Here is a 22,505-nt window from a genome sequence, read left to right on the forward strand (position 1 = left end):
CCGAACTCACAAATTCCAAGATAACCGGATATCATCGATGCAAGAGCAATATAACCCGCAAGATATTGAACAAAAAGTTCAGCAGCACTGGGATAACAACAAGACCTTTGTTGTAAGTGAAGACCCAAATAAAGAAAAATTCTACTGTCTCTCCATGTTCCCTTACCCAAGTGGTCGACTGCACATGGGTCACGTGCGCAACTACACCATCGGTGATGTGGTTTCTCGTTTTCAGCGCCTACAAGGTAAAAATGTAATGCAACCAATCGGTTGGGATGCATTTGGCCTACCAGCAGAGAATGCAGCAGTGAAGAACAACACTGCCCCAGCTCCGTGGACATATGAAAATATCGAATACATGAAAAACCAGCTTAAACTTTTAGGCTTTGGTTACGATTGGAGTCGTGAATTCGCGACATGTACTCCTGAGTACTACCGTTGGGAACAAGAGTTCTTCACTAAGCTTTACGAGAAAGGCTTGGTTTACAAAAAGACCTCTTCTGTTAACTGGTGTCCAAATGACCAAACTGTTCTAGCAAACGAACAAGTTGAAGATGGTTGCTGCTGGCGTTGTGATACTCCAGTGGAACAGAAAAAAATCCCACAGTGGTTTATTAAAATCACTGAGTACGCACAAGAGCTACTTGATGACCTAGATAACCTTGAAGGTTGGCCTGAAATGGTTAAGACCATGCAGCGCAACTGGATTGGTCGCTCTGAAGGTGTTGAGCTATCTTTCGCCGTTAACGGTGAAGATGCGCCTCTAGAAGTGTACACTACGCGTCCTGATACGCTAATGGGCGTATCTTACGTTGGTATCGCTGCTGGTCACCCTCTTGCAGAGAAAGCCTCTAAGAACAACGCTGAGCTTGCCGCCTTCGTTGAAGAGTGTCGCAACACCAAAGTTGCAGAAGCTGAACTCGCAACGATGGAAAAGAAAGGTATGGATACTGGCCTAACGGCTATCCACCCTCTTAACGGTCGTGTTGTTCCTGTTTACGTAGCAAACTTCGTTCTAATGGATTACGGCACTGGTGCGGTAATGGCGGTTCCTGCTCACGATCAACGTGACCACGAATTTGCAACGAAATACGGTATCGACATCATTCCAGTAATCAAACCACAAGATGGTTCTGAACTAGACGTTTCTGAAGCGGCTTACACAGAGAAAGGCGTACTGTTTGATTCTGGTGAGTTCGACGGTCTTGAATTCCAAGCGGCATTCGATGCTATTTCAGCGAAATTAGAAGCAGACGGCAAAGGCAAGAAAACCGTCAATTTCCGTCTACGTGACTGGGGCGTATCTCGTCAGCGCTATTGGGGTGCTCCAATTCCAATGGTCACAACGGAAGACGGTCAAGTTCACCCAGTTCCAGCAGATCAACTGCCAGTCATTCTTCCAGAAGACGTGGTAATGGATGGCGTTACAAGCCCAATCAAAGCAGACAAATCTTGGGCAAAAACGACGTTCAACGGTGAGCCAGCGCTACGTGAAACCGACACATTTGATACCTTCATGGAATCATCTTGGTACTACGCTCGTTACTGTTCTCCACAAGCGGACGACATTCTAGATCCAGAAAAAGCAAACTACTGGCTACCCGTTGATCAGTATATTGGCGGTATCGAGCACGCATGTATGCACTTGCTTTACTCTCGATTTTTCCACAAATTATTACGTGATGCCGGTTACGTAACGTCTGACGAACCATACAAGAAGCTACTTTGCCAAGGCATGGTACTGGCAGACGCGTTCTACCACGAAAACGACAAAGGCACTAAGGAGTGGATTGCTCCAACAGATGTTGAAATCGAACGTGATGGTAAAGGTCGAATTGAAAAAGCAGTAGACAACCAAGGTCGTAACGTTGCGCACTCAGGCATGATTAAAATGTCTAAGTCGAAAAACAACGGTATCGATCCACAACAGATGGTTGATAAATACGGCGCGGATACCGTTCGTCTATTTATGATGTTTGCATCCCCAGCAGATATGACACTTGAGTGGCAAGAGTCTGGCGTTGAAGGGGCTAACCGCTTCCTGAAACGTGTTTGGAAACTGGTTCATACTCACTCTTCGAAAGGTGCAGCTGAATCTGTAGATGTTGCTGCACTGTCTGGCGACCAAAAAGCACTTCGCCGCGATGTTCATAAGACTATCGCGAAAGTGACGGACGATATTGATCGCCGCCAAACCTTTAACACTGCAATTGCTGCCATCATGGAGCTGATGAACAAGCTAGCGAAAGCGCCTCAAGCGAATGCACAAGACCGTGCAATTCTTGATGAAGCACTGAAAGCCGTTGTTCGTATGCTTTACCCAATGACACCGCATATCTCTTATGAAATGTGGATGGCTCTTGGTGAATCAAATGTAGATTCAGCAACATGGCCAACATTCGATGAGAAAGCCTTAGTTGAAGACGAGAAAACTATTGTTGTGATGATCAATGGTAAACTTCGCGCGAAACTTCAGGTTGCCGCTGATATTACGGAAGAAGCAGTGAAAGAGCTTGGTCTGAACGATGAGAATGCGATTAAGTTTTTAGATGGTTTAACTATCCGTAAAGTGATTTACGTACCAGGTAAGCTTCTAAATATCGTTGCTAACTAATTAGTCGAAAACAATATAAATAAGCAGGGTGTTCATTCACTCTGCTTACTTATCTAATCGCTCTATTCGTCTTACGAAACACGAGCAATTAGATAAGTTTTTTAATTAATGAGAGCCTCCTACAAATGCGCCTGACTTCTAACTCATTTAAACTCGCTTGTGTTGTATTAACCGCCAGCCTTCTTTCTGCTTGTGGATTCCAATTGCGCGGTGATTACTCGGTACCCGAGGAGCTTTCAACCATATCGGTCACCAGTTACGACCAATACAGCACCTTTACACGTTTAGTTAAAACTCAACTTCGTCTCAATGATGTAGAACTTGTCACGCCAAGTGAAGACGTTGCCAATATCCATTTGCTTGGTGAAGGCGTCGGTGAACGAACCCTCTCTCTTTACCAAAATACTCGCGCAGCAGAAAAAGAACTGACTTTCCGCGCTTCATATCGAGTCACTATTCCAGAATTAGGTGCTAAGACTTTTTCGACTAGCGTTACTCGTAGCTACCTAGATAACCCGCTAACCGCACTAGCGAAATCGGTTGAGCGAGACATGATTGAAGATGAAATGCGTAAGCTTGCTTCTACTCAAATCATCCGTCAAATGGCGCGTTTAAGAGCCGATATAGAAGAACATGAACTTAGCCAAGAAGAGCAATTTCTAGATTATACGGACTTACCTGCTGAAGATTACAAAGTTGTCACTTCCGAAGACTACGAAGTGACCATTTCTGAAGACTCGCCTTCTGAAGAAAAGCCTCTAGAGGATTTAAACTCAGAAACGAAGCAGTAGGTTCATAATGCGGATCTATGCAGACAAACTAGCCGACCAACTCAATAGACAGCTTCATTCCGTCTATCTATTGCTTGGTAACGAGCCTCTACTGATTCAAGAGTCACACAGTGCAATCAAAGCAAAAGCAAAAACAGTTGGCTTTGAAGAGCACCATCGCTTTACTCTTGATAACAGCATTAACTGGAATGAAGTGTACGATTGCTGCCAGGCTCTTAGTTTATTCTCAGCTCGACAAATAATAGAATTAGAGATCCCCGAGGCAGGTGTTAATGCCGCCCACTCGAAAGAGCTCGTCGCTCTTTCGGCCTCTTTACATCCAGATATTCTACTCATTATCATTGGTAGCAAGCTCACCAAAGCACAAGAAAATGCAAAATGGTTTAAGACTTATAACACACAAGGATGTTGGGTCAGCTGCTTAACGCCTGACATACAGCGGCTACCGCAGTTTGTGCAAGCTCGCTGTAATGCGCTTGGATTACGTGCTGACATCGAAGCTAGACAAATGCTAGCTCAATGGCATGAAGGCAACTTATTTGCTCTCTCTCAAAGCTTAGAAAAACTGGCTCTACTCTATCCAGACGGAGAACTAACCCTAGTTCGCCTTGAAGAGTCATTGAGTCGCCATAACCACTTTACTCCCTTTCACTGGATAGACGCGCTTCTAGCGGGTAAAGCAAAGCGTGCTCAACGAATATTACGTCAACTAGAGGCAGAATCAGTAGAGCCTGTTATTCTGATCCGTACTATTCAAAAAGAGCTCATGCAACTGCTTAAACTTCAACTAGAACTAAAATCAGCGCCAGCAGGACAGGTTTTTGACAAGTACCGAATTTGGCAGTCTAAACGACCGCTCTACAACAGTGCGCTTTCACGTCTGTCTATTTCGGCCATCCAGCAGGGTCTTCAGCTACTGGCACAGTGCGAATTATTATCAAAGACTCAGTACGAGACGTCACCTTGGCCAACATTACACCAGTTGAGCTTAGAGTTATGTCAGCCCTCTATTGACCTTGGTGTACAGGTAAATTAGCAGCCTACCACGAAAAGCATGTTATACTACGCGGTCAAATTTCTTAATTAATAACCCTTGAGGATACCCTTTTGTTGCGTGAAGAACTGAATGAATTTCTAGCTGATAAAGCCGATGATATGAAAGCCCAAAACATTACGACTATCGATGTACAAGGTAAATCGAGTGTCACTGACTACATGATCATCTGTACTGGCACTTCAAAAACACACGTTTCATCTATTGCGGGCCACGTAGCAAATGAATTGAAAAAATCGGGCTTGGAAACGCTTGGTATGGATGGCGAAAAAGAGGGGGAGTGGGTTGTCGTTGACATGGGCTCAACTATGCTCCACGTTATGCAACAAGAACATCGTGAACTGTACCAACTAGAAAAGCTTTGGGGCTAAATCTGTGAAAATACAACTGATTGCCGTAGGGACGAAAATGCCGAAATGGGTTGAGGAAGGCTTTCAAGAATATCGCCGTCGCTTCCCACATGACATGCCACTTGAGTTGGTTGAAATAACCGCAGGTAAGCGTGGAAAAAATGCCGATATTGCACGCATTCTACAAAAAGAAGGCGAAGCAATGCTTGCGGCTGTACCTAAGGGCAATCGGATTGTTACTCTAGATATTCCAGGTAAGCGTTGGGATACTGAACAGCTGTCGCAGCAATTAGAAGCTTGGAAACTTGATGCTCGGGATGTCTCTATCTTAATTGGTGGACCCGAAGGGTTAGCGCCTGCCTGTAAGTCTGCAGCAGAACAGAGTTGGTCTCTATCCCCATTGACTTTGCCTCACCCAATGGTTCGAGTTTTAATGGCTGAAAGTCTTTACCGCGCTTGGAGTATAACGGCTAACCACCCATACCATCGTGAGTAACTCGACCGTCAGAAAACGACTAGTTAAATTACTTTAACCTACGACAACAGAAAATTTTATTATCCGCACTAATTTGATCGAGAGCACGACCCATGTTGCGTAAGCGTAGCCAAATCAGAGATCACCATGAAGAGTCACGACTATTTAAAAGCCGTGCTCTTGTCTCGTTTGTCGGCATTATCCTACTAATGTGCGTCTTGCTCGCAAACCTGTACAACATTCAGGTCAATCAATTCCAAGACTATAAAACACGCTCGAATGACAATCGGATCAAAGTGGTTCCGATCGCCCCTAATCGCGGCTTAATCTATGATCGAAACGGGGTATTACTGGCTGAAAACCGCCCTGTTTTCAACTTAGAAGTGACATTGGAAAAAGTCAGTAATATCGATGAAACCATTGCTGATTTACAACAATTAATGCCGGAAATAACCCCAGAACGGGTTGAATCATTCACTCGAGAGAGACGTCAAACGCGCCGCTTTAAATCCGTTCCGATCTTGACACAATTAACTCAAGAGCAAGTGGCACGCTTCTCCGTCAATCAGCATAATTACCCAGGCGTTGCCGTCACAGCTAACCTAAAACGCCATTACCCTTACGATAAAGTACTGACCCATGTAATCGGGTATGTTTCTCGTATCAATGACCGAGATATGAGACGGTTAGTTCGTGAAGAGAGAGCGGCTAACTACCAAGCAACAAGAGACATTGGTAAACTTGGTATCGAACGTTATTATGAAGATATATTGCACGGCACAGCGGGCTATCAGGAAGTTGAAGTAAATAGCCGTGGTCGTATCATTCGAACATTGAAATATGTACCACCATCCCCCGGCAAAGATATCGTCTTAAATCTTGATATCGAACTTCAACTCTACGTGTATAAACTACTCGATAGCCGCCGTGGCTCTGCTATTGTGCTTGATCCCGTCGACAATGGGGTATTAGCCATGGTCTCAAGTCCAAGCTATGACCCTAACGCCTTTGTTCATGGGATTTCGAGTAAAGCCTATAACGCGCTACTTACCGATATAAACCGTCCATTGGTTAACCGAGCAACGCTGGGGATTTACCCTCCAGCCTCTACCGTGAAACCATTTATTGCGGTTGCTGCGCTGCAAGAAGGTGTGGTGACACCGACGACCACTCGTAATGATCCAGGGTATTGGCGAATTCCAAACTCAAAGACTCGACCATTCCGTGATTGGCTTCGTTGGGGTCACGGTGTTGTTGATATCACCAAGTCTATTGAAGAATCTGTCGATACTTTCTATTACCAAATAGCGTATGACCTAGGAATCGATAGAATTTCTAGTTGGATGAACATGTTCGGTTTCGGTGAATACACAGGTATTGATATCCATGAGGAAAGTAAAGCGAACATGCCGACTCGAGATTGGAAAATGGCTCGCCACAGAACGCCTTGGTATCAAGGTGACACCATACCCGTCGGGATCGGACAAGGCTATTGGACAGCGACACCAATGCAGATCGCAAAAGCCACTTCTGTATTGATTAATCACGGTGAAGTTATCGCGCCTCACCTACTTCGCGCAACTATTGAAAATGGTGAACAATTCGATCTTCAGCAACTCGAAGATTATGAAACGTACCCACCAATCACTGGTGTACCCGAAAAATACTGGAATATTGCGACAGATGGTATGCGTTTGGTTAACCATGGTAAAAAAGGGACCGCTCGCCGGGCGTTTACAAACATGGATTACGTGACTGCAGGAAAATCAGGAACCGCACAAGTCTTTGGTCTAGCAGAAGACCAAGAATATAATGCGGAAGAGCTAGAAGAACATTTAAGAGACCACGCCCTCTATACCGGTTTTGCTCCCTACGAGAAGCCTGAGTTTGTGGTAACTGTTGTCCTGGAAAATGCCGGTGGCGGCTCAAGTAATGGTGGCCCAGTTGTTCGACGTATTTTTGATCACGCAATTCTCAGTGAGAAAGAGGAATCCAAGCCATGATTTTTGACCCAGCAACTGGACAAAATCGAGCCTTTTTCCAACGATTTCATATCGACTTACCACTGCTACTTGGCCTTTTGGTGCTCATGGCCTTTGGCTTAGTCGTTATGTACAGTGCGAGTGGGCAAAGCTACGCGATGATGGACCGACAAGCAATGCGTATGGCGTTGTCTTTAGTCGTTATGGCTCTACTCGCTCAAATATCGCCCCGAACTTACGAGTCACTCGCCCCCTTTCTTTTCTTTTGTGGGATTATCTTATTATTAGGAGTGCTCTTTTTCGGGGAATCATCAAAAGGAGCACAACGTTGGCTTAATTTAGGCTTTATTCGCTTTCAGCCCTCAGAACTGCTTAAGCTAGCCGTACCTTTAATGATTGCCCGCTATATTGGCAAACGCTCTCTTCCTCCTAGTTTCAAGACTATTGCCGTCTCTTTGGTGATGCTCTTTGTACCGACAATTTTGATAGCAAAGCAGCCAGACTTAGGTACATCCATACTTATCGCGGCATCGGGAATATTCGTTATTTTTCTTGCAGGAATAAGCTGGAAAATAATCTTTGCTGCGGTTATGGCAGTAAGCGCTTTTGCCCCCGTATTATGGTTCTTTTTAATGCGCGAATACCAAAAAGTTCGCGTTAGAACGCTGTTTAATCCAGAGTCCGATCCCCTTGGTGCTGGCTATCATATTATTCAAAGTAAGATTGCTATTGGCTCAGGTGGTATATCGGGTAAAGGTTGGCTGCAAGGAACGCAATCTCAACTCGAGTTCTTGCCAGAGCGCCATACCGATTTTATTTTTGCCGTCATCGCTGAAGAATGGGGCATGATTGGCGTTTTAGGGCTGTTAAGTATCTACCTATTTATTATGGGCAGAGGCTTATACCTTGCGAGCCAAGCACAAACCTCATTTGGTCGCATGATGGCGGGCAGTATCGTATTAAGTTTCTTTGTTTATGTCTTTGTAAATATCGGCATGGTGAGCGGAATTTTACCTGTTGTTGGCGTTCCTTTGCCATTAATCAGCTATGGTGGTACTTCCATGGTCACCCTTATGGCCGGTTTTGGCATGTTAATGTCGATACATACTCACAGAAACGCATTCTCAAAGGCAACCTAGTTGATGATACTAAAGTCGATGAAACAAAAGTTAATGAACCAGAAGCTCGTACTATTATTCGCAGCTACTAGCATACTGCTCGCTGGCTGCTCATCTTCAGGCCGTTATAGTCTTAATGATGACGTTGCACCGAAACAACCTATATCTGTCGACCATCTAGAAGATGCGGTTCCTCAGTACGAGCCTTACAGTCTTGGTGGTAATAGTGACTACACGCTACGTGGTAATCGATACATCATAGTCAAAGATGCCAAAGGATTTACCGAGAAAGGGAAAGCCTCTTGGTATGGCAAAAAGTTTCATGGGCACCTCACCTCAAATGGTGAAATCTATGACATGTATTCCATGACCGCCGCGCATAAAACCTTGCCGATTCCAAGCTATGTCAAAGTGACAAACACAGACAACAATAAAACGACCGTAGTACGCGTGAACGACCGTGGACCCTTTCATGAAGGGAGAATTATAGACCTTAGTTATGCCGCCGCTCAGAAGTTAGACGTATTAAAAACAGGAACGGCCAACGTTAAAATTGAAGTTATTACGGTTAAAAGACCTGAATCTGCGCACAAACAGAGTGCATTCCCTAACTATGTTGTTCAAGTAGCGACGTCACAACATCATGACCGCTCCATGGCACTATCCAACGAGCTTGCGACCAAACTGTCGGTTGAGAGTTTCCTTGAGACTAGTGACTCAATGCACCGAGTCTTCTTAGGCCCATTTACTGACTACGCCTTGACGCAGAAAGCCTTAGAGCAAGTTAAGGTGCTCGGCTATACCTCAGCGTTTATAAAGAAACACGCTACCGCGCAGTAATCCCACTTCACATCAGCTGCCATGCACTTGGCACTGGTGTGAAAAATGGTTTCTGTTAAGATACGGACAGTTAAAATAGAAATTTTGTATTCATCATGAAAAAAACATCACTACGTAATACCATTCTTACTTGCTCAATCGCTCTTTCTTCCGTCATCGCAACGTCCGCTAGCGCAGCGCCTATTGTTGTACCTGACGCGCCTCAAATTGCAGCTAAGGGCTTTGTTCTTCTGGATTTCCACTCAGGCAAGGTTCTCGCTGAAAAGGAGATGAATACCAAACTCTCTCCTGCAAGCTTAACCAAAATGATGACTAGCTATGTTATTGGTCAAGAGCTAGAGAGCGGCAACATTTCACTAAAAGATGAAGTCACTATCAGTGAAAAGGCGTGGGCAAAAAACTTCCCAGACTCTTCAAAGATGTTTATAGAAGTAGGTACAACCGTTACAGTTGAAGATCTCAATCGTGGCATCATCGTTCAATCAGGAAACGATGCTTGTGTTGCGATGGCAGAACATATTGCAGGCTCAGAAGATGCCTTTGTTGACCTAATGAATGCATGGGCAAGCTCTATTGGGATGACGAACACGCATTTTGGTAACGTTCACGGCCTAGATAATGATGAGCTATATTCGACACCTTATGATATGGCCTTATTAGGTTCTGCTCTTATTCGCGACGTGCCTGATGAATATCGTATTTACGCAGAGAAGAAATACACCTACAACGGCATCACTCAATATAACCGTAACGGCTTGTTATGGGACAAGAGCATGAACGTGGATGGCATAAAAACAGGCCATACAAGTAATGCTGGATACAGCCTAGTCAGCTCAGCGACTGAAGGAAAGATGCGCTTAGTTGCTGTAGTCATGGGTACAAAAAACGCTAATGCGCGTAAATCAGAAAGTAAAAAGCTCCTAAGCTACGGGTTTAGATTCTTTGAAACTGTCGCACCACACACGGCGGGTGAAACCTTCGTTGAAGAAAAAATCTGGATGGGTGACAAAGATAAAGTCGCCCTTGGTGTTAATGAGGATACCTTCGTCACATTACCTCGTGGGCAAGCTAAGAACCTAACGGCAAGTTTTGTTCTTGAAAGTGAACTAGAAGCTCCTATTACCGAAGGTGATGTTGTCGGTAAACTCTTCTATCAACTTGATGGTGAAGATGTTGCACAATACCCACTATTAGCACTAGAAGATGTCCAGCAAGGTAGCCTATTTAGCCGCCTTTGGGACTACTTAGTTCTACTATTCAAAGGGTTATTTTAGACAAAACCTGAACTGACAAACAAAAGCCGCTAACCCTCAAGGGATATAGCGGCTTTTTTCATTTTATGCGCTATCCTCGATGCTTGAGATCCACCTCAATTGACAGTAATATGCGTCCCCTTAAAAGCCATTTATATTTGGAGTCTTTATAATTATGGACATTAATTCAGATGCAAAGCTAAAAGACTTGCTTGAATTCCCATGCTCTTTCACTTTTAAAGTGATGGGTTACGCTAAACCTGAATTACCAGAGTTAGTATTAGAAGTTATTCAGCGCCACGCTCCAGGCGATTACAGCCCAGTTGTAAAACCAAGCGCCAAAGGCACCTACAATTCAGTCTCTGTGAACATCACTGCAACCTCGATTGAACAAGTAGAAACCTTGTACAAAGAGCTCGGTGAGATTGATATTGTGCGAATGGTTCTTTAGAAAGTTTAATCATTAAAATATTTTTGAAAGCAGCCCTAGGCTGCTTTTTTGTTTTTTATCAAATAGATAACATAAAGATAACTTTGTTTGGGTTAATTTGTCGTTATCGAAATGTAGTTCAATCGAATGAAAGTGTTTATAATGCAATAACTTTATTAATCACCACGGATAACGGCATGGCAAATCAGCTGATTGTAAAACAACTTGGTCGTCAAGATTACCACCCAGTGTGGCAAGCGATGCATAAGTTTACCGACAATCGAACCGATGAAAGTAGCGATGAAGTTTGGCTTGTCGAACACAACCCCGTTTTCACCCAAGGGCAAGCAGGAAAAGCGGAACACATTCTTGCTGCTGGTGATATCCCAGTAGTACAAAGTGACCGTGGTGGTCAAGTGACTTATCATGGACCAGGCCAACTGGTTGCCTATTTTTTGATTAACCTAAGACGAAAAAAATTAGGTGTTCGAGATCTCGTTACACACATTGAGAATCTCGTAATCAATACACTCAAAGCATACAATATCGACGCATCAGCAAGAGCCGACGCTCCCGGTGTTTACGTGGACAACAAAAAGATCTGCTCACTAGGATTAAGAATCCGTAAGGGTTGCTCTTTCCATGGTTTAGCACTGAATGTTGATATGGACTTATCCCCTTTCTTGCGTATTAACCCTTGTGGTTATCAAGGAATGGAAATGGCACAGGTGAGCCAACTCGGTGGCCCCAAAGAATTAAAGATCGTAGAACAGCAGTTAATAGAAGAACTTGTAGCATTATTAGACTATGAGCATGTTGAATTTTGCACTGAAGCCCTTAACGAGAAGTAGTAAAGCATGAGCAAACCAATCCAAATGGAAAAAGGCGTTAAATACCGTGACGCTGATAAGATGGCGCTAATTCCAGCAAAGAATATACCTACTGAACAAAAAGAGATATTACGTAAGCCTGAATGGATGAAGATCAAACTTCCTTCAGACAGCCAGCGAATTCAAGATATTAAGTCTGCTTTACGTAAAAACAACCTTAGCTCGGTATGTGAAGAAGCCTCTTGTCCAAACCTTGCTGAGTGCTTTAACCACGGCACCGCTACTTTTATGATTTTAGGCGCTATCTGTACTCGTCGCTGCCCATTTTGTGATGTAGCTCATGGCCGCCCATTAACCCCAGAAGCTGATGAGCCTCAAAAGCTTGCACAAACGATCAAAGACATGAAGCTTAGATACGTCGTTGTTACCTCAGTTGACCGAGATGATTTGCGTGATGGCGGTGCGAAACACTTTGCTGACTGTAACAAAGCCATTCGTGAGTTAAACCCAGAGATCCATATCGAGACGCTAGTTCCTGACTTCCGTGGCCGTATGGACATTGCGCTTGAGTTGTTAAAAGACAACCCACCAGATGTTTTTAACCACAATCTAGAAACAGCCCCTCGCCTTTATCGTAAAGCTCGCCCAGGCGCAAACTACAAGTGGTCATTACAGCTTCTTCAAAAATTCAAAGAGCAACACCCAAATGTACCAACAAAGTCTGGTGTCATGATGGGACTAGGTGAAACGAAAGAAGAGATCGTTCAGGTACTTAAAGATCTACGAGAGCATGGCGTGACAATGTTGACACTAGGACAGTACCTAGCACCAAGTCGCCACCACCTTCCAGTTGAACGTTATGTTCCACCTTCAGAGTTTGATGAGCTAAAAGAGATTGCCCTAGAGCTTGGCTTTACTCATGCCGCTTGTGGCCCATTTGTACGTTCGTCTTACCATGCCGACATGCAAGCACAAGGCAAAGAAGTGAAATAGTACTTCGAATTACCGCTCTAGCGAAAAACACTAAGCCGACGATCTCGTCGGCTTTTTCATCTCAATTTTTTAGCTATGCTTAAATTAATCATCTAGTTAATTGAAACTTAGCAGTTAAGTAGATAGGCTTAGGAAACTAAAGGAATAACAAACCAATAAAGTAGTTAAGGAATCGCTATGAATAGATTTGGAATATTGGCCGTAATAATTGCTGCGATTACAGCGGGCTGTGCTTCAAACACTAAACAAGATAACTTTAGAGAAGCCTCTTTCGAGCTGTGTAATACAGAAGTTGATATCTATTCAGTCAGTGATGATGGCCGCGTTCGTATCGTCTGTTCAGACGGCTCAAAATTCGCTCTCACCTCTGAAAAAACACTCGATGTAATGCGAGATATCAATATCGATTACTGCGATGGTGAGGGGCTAGGAAAATTCAACGAGAGCCGCAAGTATTACTCATTCCAGTGCAAATCAGGCACATTACTGAGTATCTCGAAGAAGTAAGACGACCTTTTAGACTATTACCGAGATAAAAAAGACCAGCCCCCGCAATAGGCTGGTCTTTTCATTTCTGACGTAAACAAAAAGAAAGCTGACTATAGCTCTCTTTTGGAATTGCCTTTTTCAAAGTCGTTGATTGAAATTCTAGGAGGGCACGCGGAGTTTACGTATGTAAATGAACATGCCCGACAAAGAAGTTCAAATAACGACAAAGAAAAATTAAGCGTAAACAGGTAGACGCTTACAAATTTCTAGCACTTTTGCTTTCGTTGCTTCAACAACCGCTTCGTCACCGATGTTGTCTAGGATGTCACACATCCAGCCAGCTAGCTCTTTTGCGTCTGCTTCTGAGAAACCACGGCGAGTAATTGAAGGAGAACCAACACGGATACCAGAAGTCACAAACGGGCTACGTGGATCGTTTGGTACAGAGTTCTTGTTCACAGTGATGTTAGCTGAACCTAGTGCTGCGTCTGCTTCTTTACCTGTAATGTCTTTGTCGATTAGATCAACTAGGAACAGGTGGTTTTCAGTAGAACCAGAAACGATGTTGTAACCGCGTGCTAGGAACTCAGCGACCATGGCTTTTGCGTTAGCAACAACGCGAGCTTGATACTCTTTAAACTCAGGCTCTAGAGCTTCTTTGAACGCTACTGCTTTACCCGCGATAACGTGCATTAGAGGGCCACCTTGACCACCAGGGAATACTGCTGAGTTAAGCTTCTTGTACAGATCTTCACCTTCACAAGAAAGGATTAGACCGCCACGAGGACCAGCCAGTGTTTTGTGCGTTGTTGTTGTTACAACGTGCGCGTGTGGTACCGGGTTCGGGTAAACGCCTGCAGCGATTAGGCCAGCAACGTGAGCCATATCAACGAAGAAGTATGCGCCAACTTTGTCTGCGATTTCACGCATGCGTGCCCAATCACACACTTGAGAGTATGCAGAGAAACCGCCGATGATCATTTTTGGCTTGTGTTCTACTGCTAGAGCTTCCATCTCTTCGTAGTTAATTTGGCCTTTCTCATCGATACCGTAAGGGATGATATCGTATAACTTACCAGAGAAGTTTACAGGAGAACCGTGAGTTAGGTGACCACCGTGAGCAAGGCTCATACCTAGAACTTTATCGCCTGGATTTAGCAGTGCCATGTAAACAGCGTTGTTTGCTTGAGAACCTGAGTGAGGCTGTACGTTTGCGTACTCTGCACCAAATAGCTCACACGCACGGTCAATTGCTAGTGTTTCAACTTTATCAACATACTCACAACCACCGTAGTAACGCTTACCTGGGTAACCTTCAGCGTATTTATTCGTTAGCTGAGAACCTTGAGCTTCCATTACACGTGGGCTTGTGTAGTTTTCAGATGCGATAAGCTCAATATGTTCTTCTTGGCGTACCGTCTCTTCCTGGATAGCTTCAAATAGGTCTGCATCATAATCTGCAATGTTCATGTCACGTGTTAGCATCTGTATCTCCTGACTCAGATTGTACTGAAAGTTTCAAAAAAACCGCACAACAACCATACGCAAACGTTTACGTCGGTCGAATTAATGGAATGCATTCTACATAATTTGATCTATATCATAAAGTGCAAATTCAATTTTTATCATGCAGTTTATTCATAATGCGGTGTAAGGTTTATAATGCATACGCGCTATATCGACTTTACAAGACGCCTTACTGTCAAATATCCGTTTTACACCCTGTAAAACGATGGTTACATAGGTTTACCCTAAATAAAGCGCTCTATCTACCGAAAAGATCATCTTTTCTCTACTATTCTCCCCAATATCCCCTAGAAGAAAATAAAGTTGATGGAAAAACACACACGTAAAGAAGATTGGATCGCAATTCTAACGGGTACATTTCTGGTCGCTCAGGGCGTTTTTTTTCTCCAGTCGGCACACTTACTGACAGGCGGAACCACAGGGCTTGCTTTACTGTTAAGCCAAATCGTTTCCGTCTCTTTTGGTACCTTATACTTCCTCATTAACTGCCCTTTCTATTTATTGGCGTGGCAGCGCTTTGGAAAACGGTTTGCGATCAACAGTGCAATATCAGGGGCGTTAGTTTCTGTATTTGCTGATCACCTTTATTTGGTCATTACATTAGATATGATCAATGAAATCTACTGCGCAATCGCTGGTGGTCTATTAATGGGATTGGGTATGCTCATTCTATTTAGACACCGCTCAAGCTTGGGTGGCTTCAACGTACTATGTTTAGTTATTCAGGATAGATTTGGAATTTCAGTGGGTAAAACTCAGATGGGCATCGATATGATGATTTTATTCGCCTCCGTCTTCTTTGTATCACCAATGGTAATTGCTTTGTCTTTGCTAGGCGCGGTGGCATTGAATATCGTATTGGCGATGAACCATAAGCCAACTAGGTATACTGTGGGGTATTCTTAGAAAAAGAAAAGTGAGAGGTACTGCCTCTCACTTTATTTTATGATTTGTCGATTAAGCGATTCTATTGGTCAGCAACGCAAGATGCATAATACGTTCTCGTTTTATCAGTACCACCTGTATCCCCTAATTTACCAGTTGTGAAGTCATAGTATCTATAGAATGTTTGACCTCCAACTTGTACTGTTGATGTAGTCCAATAGGCAGTTCCAACAGGGATATCATCATAGCCTATATCATCATTTAAAGAATCAAGCTCGTCTTCATTAGGAAGAGTCCAAACTTTATCGTCGAATGAACGATTTGTTAATTCCGAACACCAATCATAGGCTTGATCCAAATTAAAAATAGCCATTTGATAACCAATGGAATCTCCTGTCGCGCCGGAGTTATTAGCACCTGAAGCTCTAACTAATGAATAACTAGGTGCTACTGTGTATAGGTGCTCTCCAGACTCAAGAATAGTAATACAATCATTGGAGTTACTTGAGAAGTTACATTCACCTAACTCTACAACAGTAATATTTAAGGTATCTAATACATCTCCATCAATAGGACTCTCAGCGTAAACAATGGCAACCTCACCAATTTGTACATTGCTTGGCGCAGTAACTAAACCATCTTTTACTAACCATCCACTAGTCACAGATTCTACCTTCCAAATTACAAAAGATGTTACATCGTATTCACCAGAGATAGCAAAAAGCTGTCTAGCCCCGCCTATAAAGAGTTCCGCTTCTTCCTTTTCATTTGTGATGACGTCTACTGTTGAACCAGCTGGTAGACCTACTACCAGTTCGTAATTGCCAAACAAAGACTGAGGCGAAGTATCGAACCTTACATGAACCTTACCTTCTGTACCTACATCTACAGAAGTAACAATACCTTTATTATCTACAGAAAAACCTGAATCCGAAGACCAAGTAGTCCGTGTATCAATTGTCACATCTGTTCTCTCATCGCTATCTTCATAAGTCAAATAGGCTGAACATTGAGTTTCTCCAAAGAAATACTTTTCTGCGTCACACTTTACTTCTACACCCGATATTTGAGCTGCAAACGAAGATACTTTAATAAAGTCTTCGAATACTGTGCCTGTTCCCTCAACAAAATAGCTCGCAGATATAGAACAATCGTCAATTTGACCATTGGCCGTCACGACACCCGAACTATTAACAGACAAAACATCCGGACAAGAAGATACCCAATCAGCTCTATCGGTAAAATCAAAAGGATTTTCGGCGTCCCCTTTGAGAACAATAGCGGCATTTAATTGAGTAGTCGTGCCAGTGGCTATTCGATCGCTTCCCGAAACAAAAAAGTCTACGTCTTGCTCCGTGCCTTCAACTATTTCAAGAATTGTTATCGCTTTATCATCAACATATGCAGCATGGTTATCTGTTGTAAATACAGAAAGTTTTCCTTCAATAGTTGCAGTGACAGTGTTTCCACCTATTGAAGCTATATCAGGATTATCAATCTCCCACTCAACGAAATCAGTTATGACGTGAGAAGATCTATCAAAATACGTGGTCGCTTTATATGAAACGGGGTAATCAATAAAAGTTAATTGGCGACCTTCGATTAATAGCTCAGTTGGTTCTAATGCTTGAACTTGAATCTCTTTACTAGATTGGCGACCGTCAAAAGTAGCGGTTACTTGCGCACTACCTAGATCAACTGCTATAAATTCACCCTTCGAGTACCCTTGCACTACATCCAGCTCAGCACTATTACTCCAAGATGCTTTATCCGTAACATCTTCGTGAGTACCATTATTGTATACCGCTGTAGCTTCAAGCTTAGTTGGGTACCCTAGCGGTAGAACTCTCCCATCCTGCATAGCACCATCATGAGCCTTAATAATAACATCAGTCACATACGGTTCTGCATCAGACCCAGAATCACTGCACCCCATCATTACAGCTGCGCTTAACACAGTTGGCAACAACACTAACTTTTTATTCATTTCTTCTCCAAACAGGTTTTATTATTCTGGCGTAGAAATTAACAAAAGTAATGAGTCCGTTTAAGTTATATGAATGATAACCCATAGTTATCACCACCCAAGATATTGAAATTAAAGACTTTACATCTGTAGTAGATTTGGAATATAGATAATTCCCTAAGGAATAATGGTTTTCATTTAATATGAAACGTGTCGCTCTACCCAATAAGTAGTAAGAGACAAAACCATAGAAAAGTAGTGAGAAAAATAGAAAGAAGAGAAAGAAGAGAAAGAAGAGAAATAGTAGGCTGATAAAAAGCCTATTAACTGCAAAATAAAATCCGCTTCAAACACTGAAGCGGATTTTATTATTAGAGATTAATGCGCACTTCGCGCTTTCACATCGTGTTGTAGCGCTTTGTTAAGTTCAGCTTCAACATGTCCTGGCGAATGGGTCGTAATTGAAATCAAACGATACATCGCTGGAATAACGAACAGTGTTACTAAGGTCGCAAAGCCCATCCCAAAGAAGATAACCGTACCCACAGCAACGCGGCTTTCATAGCCTGCCCCTGTCGATAGTATCAATGGAATCGCGCCTGCTAGCGTTGTAAATGCCGTCATCATGATCGGGCGAAGACGACGCGCTGAAGCATCAATAATGGCTTTTTCAAACTCAATACCACGGTCACGCAGTTGGTTGGCAAATTCAACAATCAAAATACCGTTTTTGGTAACCATACCAATCAGCATGATCATGCCGATTTGACTGTAGATATTAAGCCCTTGCGACATAAGTACTAAGCCTAAGAAGCCACCAAACACACCCATTGGAACGGTAAACATCACAACAAGTGGGTTAATAAAGCTTTCAAACTGCGCTGCAAGTACCAAGTAAGCAACTAGCATCGCTAAGCCAAAGACAAGAAGCGTACTCGATTGGTTCTCTTTATAGTCTTTTGATTCACCAGAATAACTAACCGATACGTCCGACGGCAGTAGCTCAATCGCCTTTTCATCAAGGAAATTCAGCGCATCACCTAGCGTGTAACCCTCCTCAACGTTTGCCGTGATGGTTATCGACTTCTGCTTGTTGTAGTGAGAAAGACGAATAGACGAGGCGATCTCTTCAATGTGAGTCACGGTATCCAGCGTAATCAATTCACCGCTGTTAGTGCGTAAATAAATTTGGCTGAGATCGGCGGCATTATTGAAATTGTTCTCATCGCCTCGAAGGTACACATCATACTCTTCACCACGATCAACAAATGTTGTTTCAGATTTGCCACCTAGCATAATTTCTAACGTTTCCGAAATCTCAGAAACACTAATACCAAGCTCTGCCGCTCTCTGTTTATCAACATTGACGACTAACTCCGGTGTTTTCTCTGAGTAGTTGATATTGGTGCCATTCATCATTGGGGAATCTTCGGCCAAGTCTTTCAGCTTATTGGCCCACTGTTGCAACTCATCGTAATCTGCCCCACCGAGAACAAATTGAACAGGTTCACTCGAGCCACCTCTAAAACCAGGCATGAATGGGAAAATACGCACATCAGGGATCCCTGATAACGCTTTACGAACCTTACCAAGAGCTTCTGTCGCCGTAATATCACGCTCATTCCAGTCTTCTAACACCATGACGACAAAGCCAGTCTGATCGCCCGCGTTACCACCAAAAGCGGGAGTCTCTGCACTGAATGATTTTAAGAAATTCTCTTCAAGCAGAGGCATTAAGCGATCTTCAACAATATCCATATTGGCTGACATTCGATTATAGCTGGTTGCATCTGCGCCACGAACAAAGGCAAAAATAACGCCTCGATCTTCTGTCGGGGCTAATTGTGCAGGGACTTGCTTCATCAAACTAAAGCTACCGCCAATACAGGAGACAATGATAATCGGGGCTATCCATTTGAAACGAATAACGTGTTGCAGGACTCCTCGATACTTTCTCTCCAAGAAAGCAAAAGCACGGTTAACCACCAACGTAAAACGCGTTGGTTTGACATTAGCTTTTAAGATCTTACTGCCAAGAACAGGGGTTAGAGTTAGCGCGATCAATGATGAGAAAATCACAGACATCGCCAATAACACAGAGAACTCCGTAAACAGTAACCCAACCATGCCATCCATAAAAGATATAGGTAGGAAAACCATCACTAAGACCAGCGTTGTCGCAACAACAGCAAAGCCTACTTCTCTTGCTCCTTTATAAGCGGCAAGCAGCGGTGTTTCACCTTGTTCAATATGGTGGTAAATATTTTCGATTACCACAATGGCATCATCAACAACTAAGCCAATCGAAAGGATCAGCGCCATTAACGTAATCAGGTTAATAGAGAACCCAAAGTAGTACGCGGCAATGAAAGATGAGATCAAGGAGATAGGAACCGTGATCGCAGGGATCAATGTTGCTCGAGCCTGACCAATAAAGATGTAAAGAATGAGGACAACGAGACCACCCGTGATAAATAAGGTGGTGTAAACTTCAGAAATTGAACGTTCAATGAAGATCGTCGCGTCATAATCAATCACTAAACTCGTTGCTTTCGGTAAAAACTGTTGAATATCTTGAACTTCTTTACGTACTAGTTTCGCCACGTCCAGCGGGTTCGCATCTGACTGTGGGACAATACCTATGCTTAAATTAACAATACCGTTTGCCTTAAATGACGCATTTTCATTACGAGCACCTAAGTAAACATCCGCAACGTCTTTTAAATAGATCGGCGAGTTATCACTCGCACGTTTAACAACAAGGTATTCAAAATCTTTCGCTTCACTATAAGCGCGAACCGTTCGAACTGACATTGTAATGGAGTCATTTCGAACTTCACCGCCCGGGCTCTCCATGTTCTCTCGGCGCAGAGCAGCGGTAATATCACTGGTACTCACACCTCGCCCTGCCATCACCTCTGGTTTTAACTTAACGTACATTACCTTGTACAAACCACCAGACAGATTGGACGAACTAACTCCAGAAATAAGACTGAAACGGTCTATCAACACGCGCTCAGCGTAATCAGTCAGCTGAGTTCGATCCATTTCTGATGAGCTGAGGTTAATGTAAATAGATGGCTCACCGGAACCGTTGTTTTTATAAACCAACGGGTCATCGGCTTCATCAGGCAGTGATCGCTGAGCTCTTGCGACCGCGTCTCGAACATCACTAATGCCTGAGTTTAAGTCATAGCCAAGATCAAACGTAATGGTAATTCGAGAAAAGCCATTTCGCGTGGTCGACACAATTTCATCGATTCCACTAATGCCAGAGAGCTGATCTTCTAAGACCGTGGTTATTTGGCTCTCAACAATGGTGGCTGAAGCGCCTTTATAAGTGGTATTGATCGACACAACTGGATATTCAATATCCGGCATCTCACGTACCGCCAACTTTGAAAAGGATACGATGCCAAAAACGCACAGCAACATGCTAAGAACAAGTGCGGCAACTGGGCGTTTTACTGAAATATCAGATAACAACATTAGTTACTTTCCTTTTCCAGTGCACTCTGTTCAATATTAAGCTCTTTCACAGAAACACCATCACGCATATTCACAATACCTTGGACGACAATTTTTTGTCCTACTTCTACGCCTTCTGCAATCACTACTTGATTCTCAACTCGCTCAGCTAAGATGACTTCGGTACGTGTCGCTTTGTTATCTTCACCGATAACGTACACAAATCGTTTTGTACCTGAGTACTCCAATGCTTGTGCAGGGATAATTGGCGCTTCTATTGTAGGAAATGCCATGTTTGCAGACGCAAGCATGCCTGGTTTTAGTAAATATTCTGGATTATCGAAGCTAACTCGAACACGTAAGTTCAACGTCTCCATGTTAACTCGAGAATCAATACCGACAAGTTCACCGTCAAAGGTTCTACTACCCCAAGCTGACGTACTAATCACCACCTTCATACCTTGGCTTAAACGCGATAAGTAACGTTCTGGAATAAGTAGATCTAACTGCATCACCGACAAATCATCAAGCGTCAGCAGTTGGCTTCCCGCACTGACTAACTCACCGGGGCTTAAATCAATGAAACCGATAGTGCCAGAGAAAGGCGCGGCAATATTCAAATCTTTTACGTTGGCATGGGCTGCATCCAAGCGAGCTTGAGCGATTTCAACACTCGCTTTTTGCCCATCTATTTGTGTTTGAGTGATCGCATTTCGCTTTGCTAGGCGTTCAAACTCTGCCAGCTTACGAGTTTCATCATTTAAGTAAGCTCTTGCTTCTTTGAGTGATGCCTTCGCCTTATCGTCGTTTAATTGAATCAGCAGTTGACCTCGTTTTACTTCTTGGTTCGCAGTAACGGGGATTTTGGTCACTTTACCCGCCACTTCCGGAGAGATAACCACGGCTTGTTTTGCCTCTAACTTACCAACTAATGTTAAAGATTGAGATATTTGGTGGACTTGAACTTCTTCAGTGATCACCGTAACGGCTTGTGGGCCAGAAGGACGCTTTGCCTGAGCCAAAGGAGCAGACGTTAGAATAGACAGTGCCAGTAACTTTATGATTATTTTATTTTTCATGTTTGGTATCTGTGAAAATAAGAACTATCAATATAGTACCTCTTCTTGGCTAGTGATAACGTCAAGTAGTGTAAATAATAGGAAACAAACTCAACGTTTACCTCATATCCCTTACGCTAAAATGGCTATTTAGTATCACCTTTGTCCAAAAAGGCACCATTCAGTTCAAAATCCTAAGAAAACTCTTTACAGCTTTTACGAGTTTGCTATGATGCGCTCCGCACTTGAGTGACGCGTTGGGAAAACATCACTTAAGCTTATTTCTTAAATCCTTAGAGATTAAGAAATACCAAAGTGCCCCCTGGGGGGGTTCCCGAGTGGCCAAAGGGAGCAGACTGTAAATCTGCCGGCTCCGCCTTCG

At 43.3% G+C, this 22,505-nt stretch carries 18 protein-coding genes; 14 read left to right on the top strand and 4 right to left on the bottom strand.

Annotated features, from left to right (window positions below):
- Nucleotides 1-37: 37 nt before the first annotated feature.
- The 13 genes from leuS to KP803_RS02995 all read left to right on the top strand — a co-directional run bounded on the left by leuS (nucleotide 38) and on the right by KP803_RS02995 (nucleotide 13,237).
- Nucleotides 38-2,614, top strand: coding sequence for a leucine--tRNA ligase (gene leuS / locus KP803_RS02935; RefSeq protein WP_248007327.1), 2,577 nt, complete (start codon nucleotides 38-40; stop codon nucleotides 2,612-2,614).
- A 125-nt stretch (nucleotides 2,615-2,739) separates the two neighbouring features.
- Nucleotides 2,740-3,405: an LPS-assembly lipoprotein LptE gene (locus tag KP803_RS02940; protein WP_248007328.1), complete on the top strand. Its 666-nt coding sequence runs from the start codon at nucleotides 2,740-2,742 to the stop codon at nucleotides 3,403-3,405.
- A gap of 7 nt (nucleotides 3,406-3,412) precedes the next feature.
- Complete coding sequence (gene holA / locus KP803_RS02945) at nucleotides 3,413-4,441, top strand: DNA polymerase III subunit delta (RefSeq protein WP_248007329.1); 1,029 nt, start codon at nucleotides 3,413-3,415, stop codon at nucleotides 4,439-4,441.
- A gap of 71 nt (nucleotides 4,442-4,512) precedes the next feature.
- Nucleotides 4,513-4,830 carry a ribosome silencing factor gene (gene rsfS, locus KP803_RS02950; RefSeq protein ID WP_248007330.1) on the top strand — a complete coding sequence of 106 codons (318 nt, stop codon included), beginning with the start codon at nucleotides 4,513-4,515 and terminating at the stop codon, nucleotides 4,828-4,830.
- Nucleotides 4,831-4,834: 4 nt separating this feature from the next.
- Entirely contained in the window at nucleotides 4,835-5,305 is a 471-nt protein-coding gene (gene rlmH / locus KP803_RS02955) for a 23S rRNA (pseudouridine(1915)-N(3))-methyltransferase RlmH (RefSeq protein WP_248007331.1), read from the top strand.
- A gap of 92 nt (nucleotides 5,306-5,397) precedes the next feature.
- Complete coding sequence (gene mrdA / locus KP803_RS02960) at nucleotides 5,398-7,287, top strand: penicillin-binding protein 2 (protein WP_248007332.1); 1,890 nt, start codon at nucleotides 5,398-5,400, stop codon at nucleotides 7,285-7,287.
- Nucleotides 7,284-8,405 (top strand): rod shape-determining protein RodA, encoded by a 1,122-nt coding sequence (gene rodA, locus KP803_RS02965; RefSeq protein ID WP_248007333.1) that lies wholly within the window; start codon nucleotides 7,284-7,286, stop codon nucleotides 8,403-8,405. Before mrdA ends, rodA begins: the two co-directional genes overlap by 4 nt.
- 18 nt (nucleotides 8,406-8,423) lie before the next feature.
- Complete coding sequence (locus tag KP803_RS02970; protein WP_282437135.1) at nucleotides 8,424-9,224, top strand: septal ring lytic transglycosylase RlpA family protein; 801 nt, start codon at nucleotides 8,424-8,426, stop codon at nucleotides 9,222-9,224.
- 95 nt (nucleotides 9,225-9,319) lie between these two features.
- Nucleotides 9,320-10,498: a serine hydrolase gene (locus KP803_RS02975; protein WP_248007334.1), complete on the top strand. Its 1,179-nt coding sequence runs from the start codon at nucleotides 9,320-9,322 to the stop codon at nucleotides 10,496-10,498.
- Nucleotides 10,499-10,649: 151 nt separating this feature from the next.
- On the top strand, nucleotides 10,650-10,928 hold the full coding sequence (gene ybeD / locus KP803_RS02980) for a DUF493 family protein YbeD (RefSeq protein ID WP_248007368.1): 279 nt from the start codon (nucleotides 10,650-10,652) through the stop codon (nucleotides 10,926-10,928).
- A gap of 176 nt (nucleotides 10,929-11,104) precedes the next feature.
- Nucleotides 11,105-11,758: a lipoyl(octanoyl) transferase LipB gene (gene lipB, locus KP803_RS02985; protein ID WP_248007335.1), complete on the top strand. Its 654-nt coding sequence runs from the start codon at nucleotides 11,105-11,107 to the stop codon at nucleotides 11,756-11,758.
- A gap of 6 nt (nucleotides 11,759-11,764) precedes the next feature.
- Entirely contained in the window at nucleotides 11,765-12,730 is a 966-nt protein-coding gene (lipA, locus tag KP803_RS02990; protein ID WP_248007336.1) for a lipoyl synthase, read from the top strand.
- A 177-nt stretch (nucleotides 12,731-12,907) separates the two neighbouring features.
- The gene (locus tag KP803_RS02995) at nucleotides 12,908-13,237 is read left to right on the top strand and encodes a hypothetical protein (RefSeq protein ID WP_248007337.1); all 330 of its coding nucleotides are present in this window, start codon (nucleotides 12,908-12,910) and stop codon (nucleotides 13,235-13,237) included.
- A gap of 216 nt (nucleotides 13,238-13,453) precedes the next feature.
- On the opposite strand, the gene glyA is transcribed toward KP803_RS02995, so the two are convergent.
- Complete coding sequence (gene glyA / locus KP803_RS03000) at nucleotides 13,454-14,704, bottom strand: serine hydroxymethyltransferase (protein WP_248007338.1); 1,251 nt, start codon at nucleotides 14,702-14,704, stop codon at nucleotides 13,454-13,456.
- Between the two features lie 348 nt (nucleotides 14,705-15,052).
- Between glyA and KP803_RS03005 the strand changes: the two genes are divergently transcribed.
- Nucleotides 15,053-15,652, top strand: a complete 600-nt coding sequence (locus tag KP803_RS03005) for a YitT family protein (protein WP_248007339.1) — start codon at nucleotides 15,053-15,055, stop codon at nucleotides 15,650-15,652.
- A 61-nt stretch (nucleotides 15,653-15,713) separates the two neighbouring features.
- On the opposite strand, the gene KP803_RS03010 is transcribed toward KP803_RS03005, so the two are convergent.
- The 3 genes from KP803_RS03010 to KP803_RS03020 form a co-directional block, all read right to left on the bottom strand.
- Nucleotides 15,714-17,618: a DUF1566 domain-containing protein gene (locus tag KP803_RS03010; protein WP_248007340.1), complete on the bottom strand. Its 1,905-nt coding sequence runs from the start codon at nucleotides 17,616-17,618 to the stop codon at nucleotides 15,714-15,716.
- A gap of 357 nt (nucleotides 17,619-17,975) precedes the next feature.
- Nucleotides 17,976-21,086, bottom strand: coding sequence for a multidrug efflux RND transporter permease subunit (locus KP803_RS03015; RefSeq protein ID WP_248007341.1), 3,111 nt, complete (start codon nucleotides 21,084-21,086; stop codon nucleotides 17,976-17,978).
- Nucleotides 21,086-22,144 (bottom strand): efflux RND transporter periplasmic adaptor subunit, encoded by a 1,059-nt coding sequence (locus tag KP803_RS03020; protein WP_248007342.1) that lies wholly within the window; start codon nucleotides 22,142-22,144, stop codon nucleotides 21,086-21,088. The genes KP803_RS03015 and KP803_RS03020 overlap by 1 nt, the downstream gene beginning before the upstream one ends.
- Nucleotides 22,145-22,505: the final 361 nt, after the last annotated feature.

The sequence above is a fragment of the Vibrio amylolyticus genome, assembly GCF_023145695.1.
GTDB lineage: Bacteria > Pseudomonadota > Gammaproteobacteria > Enterobacterales > Vibrionaceae > Vibrio > Vibrio amylolyticus.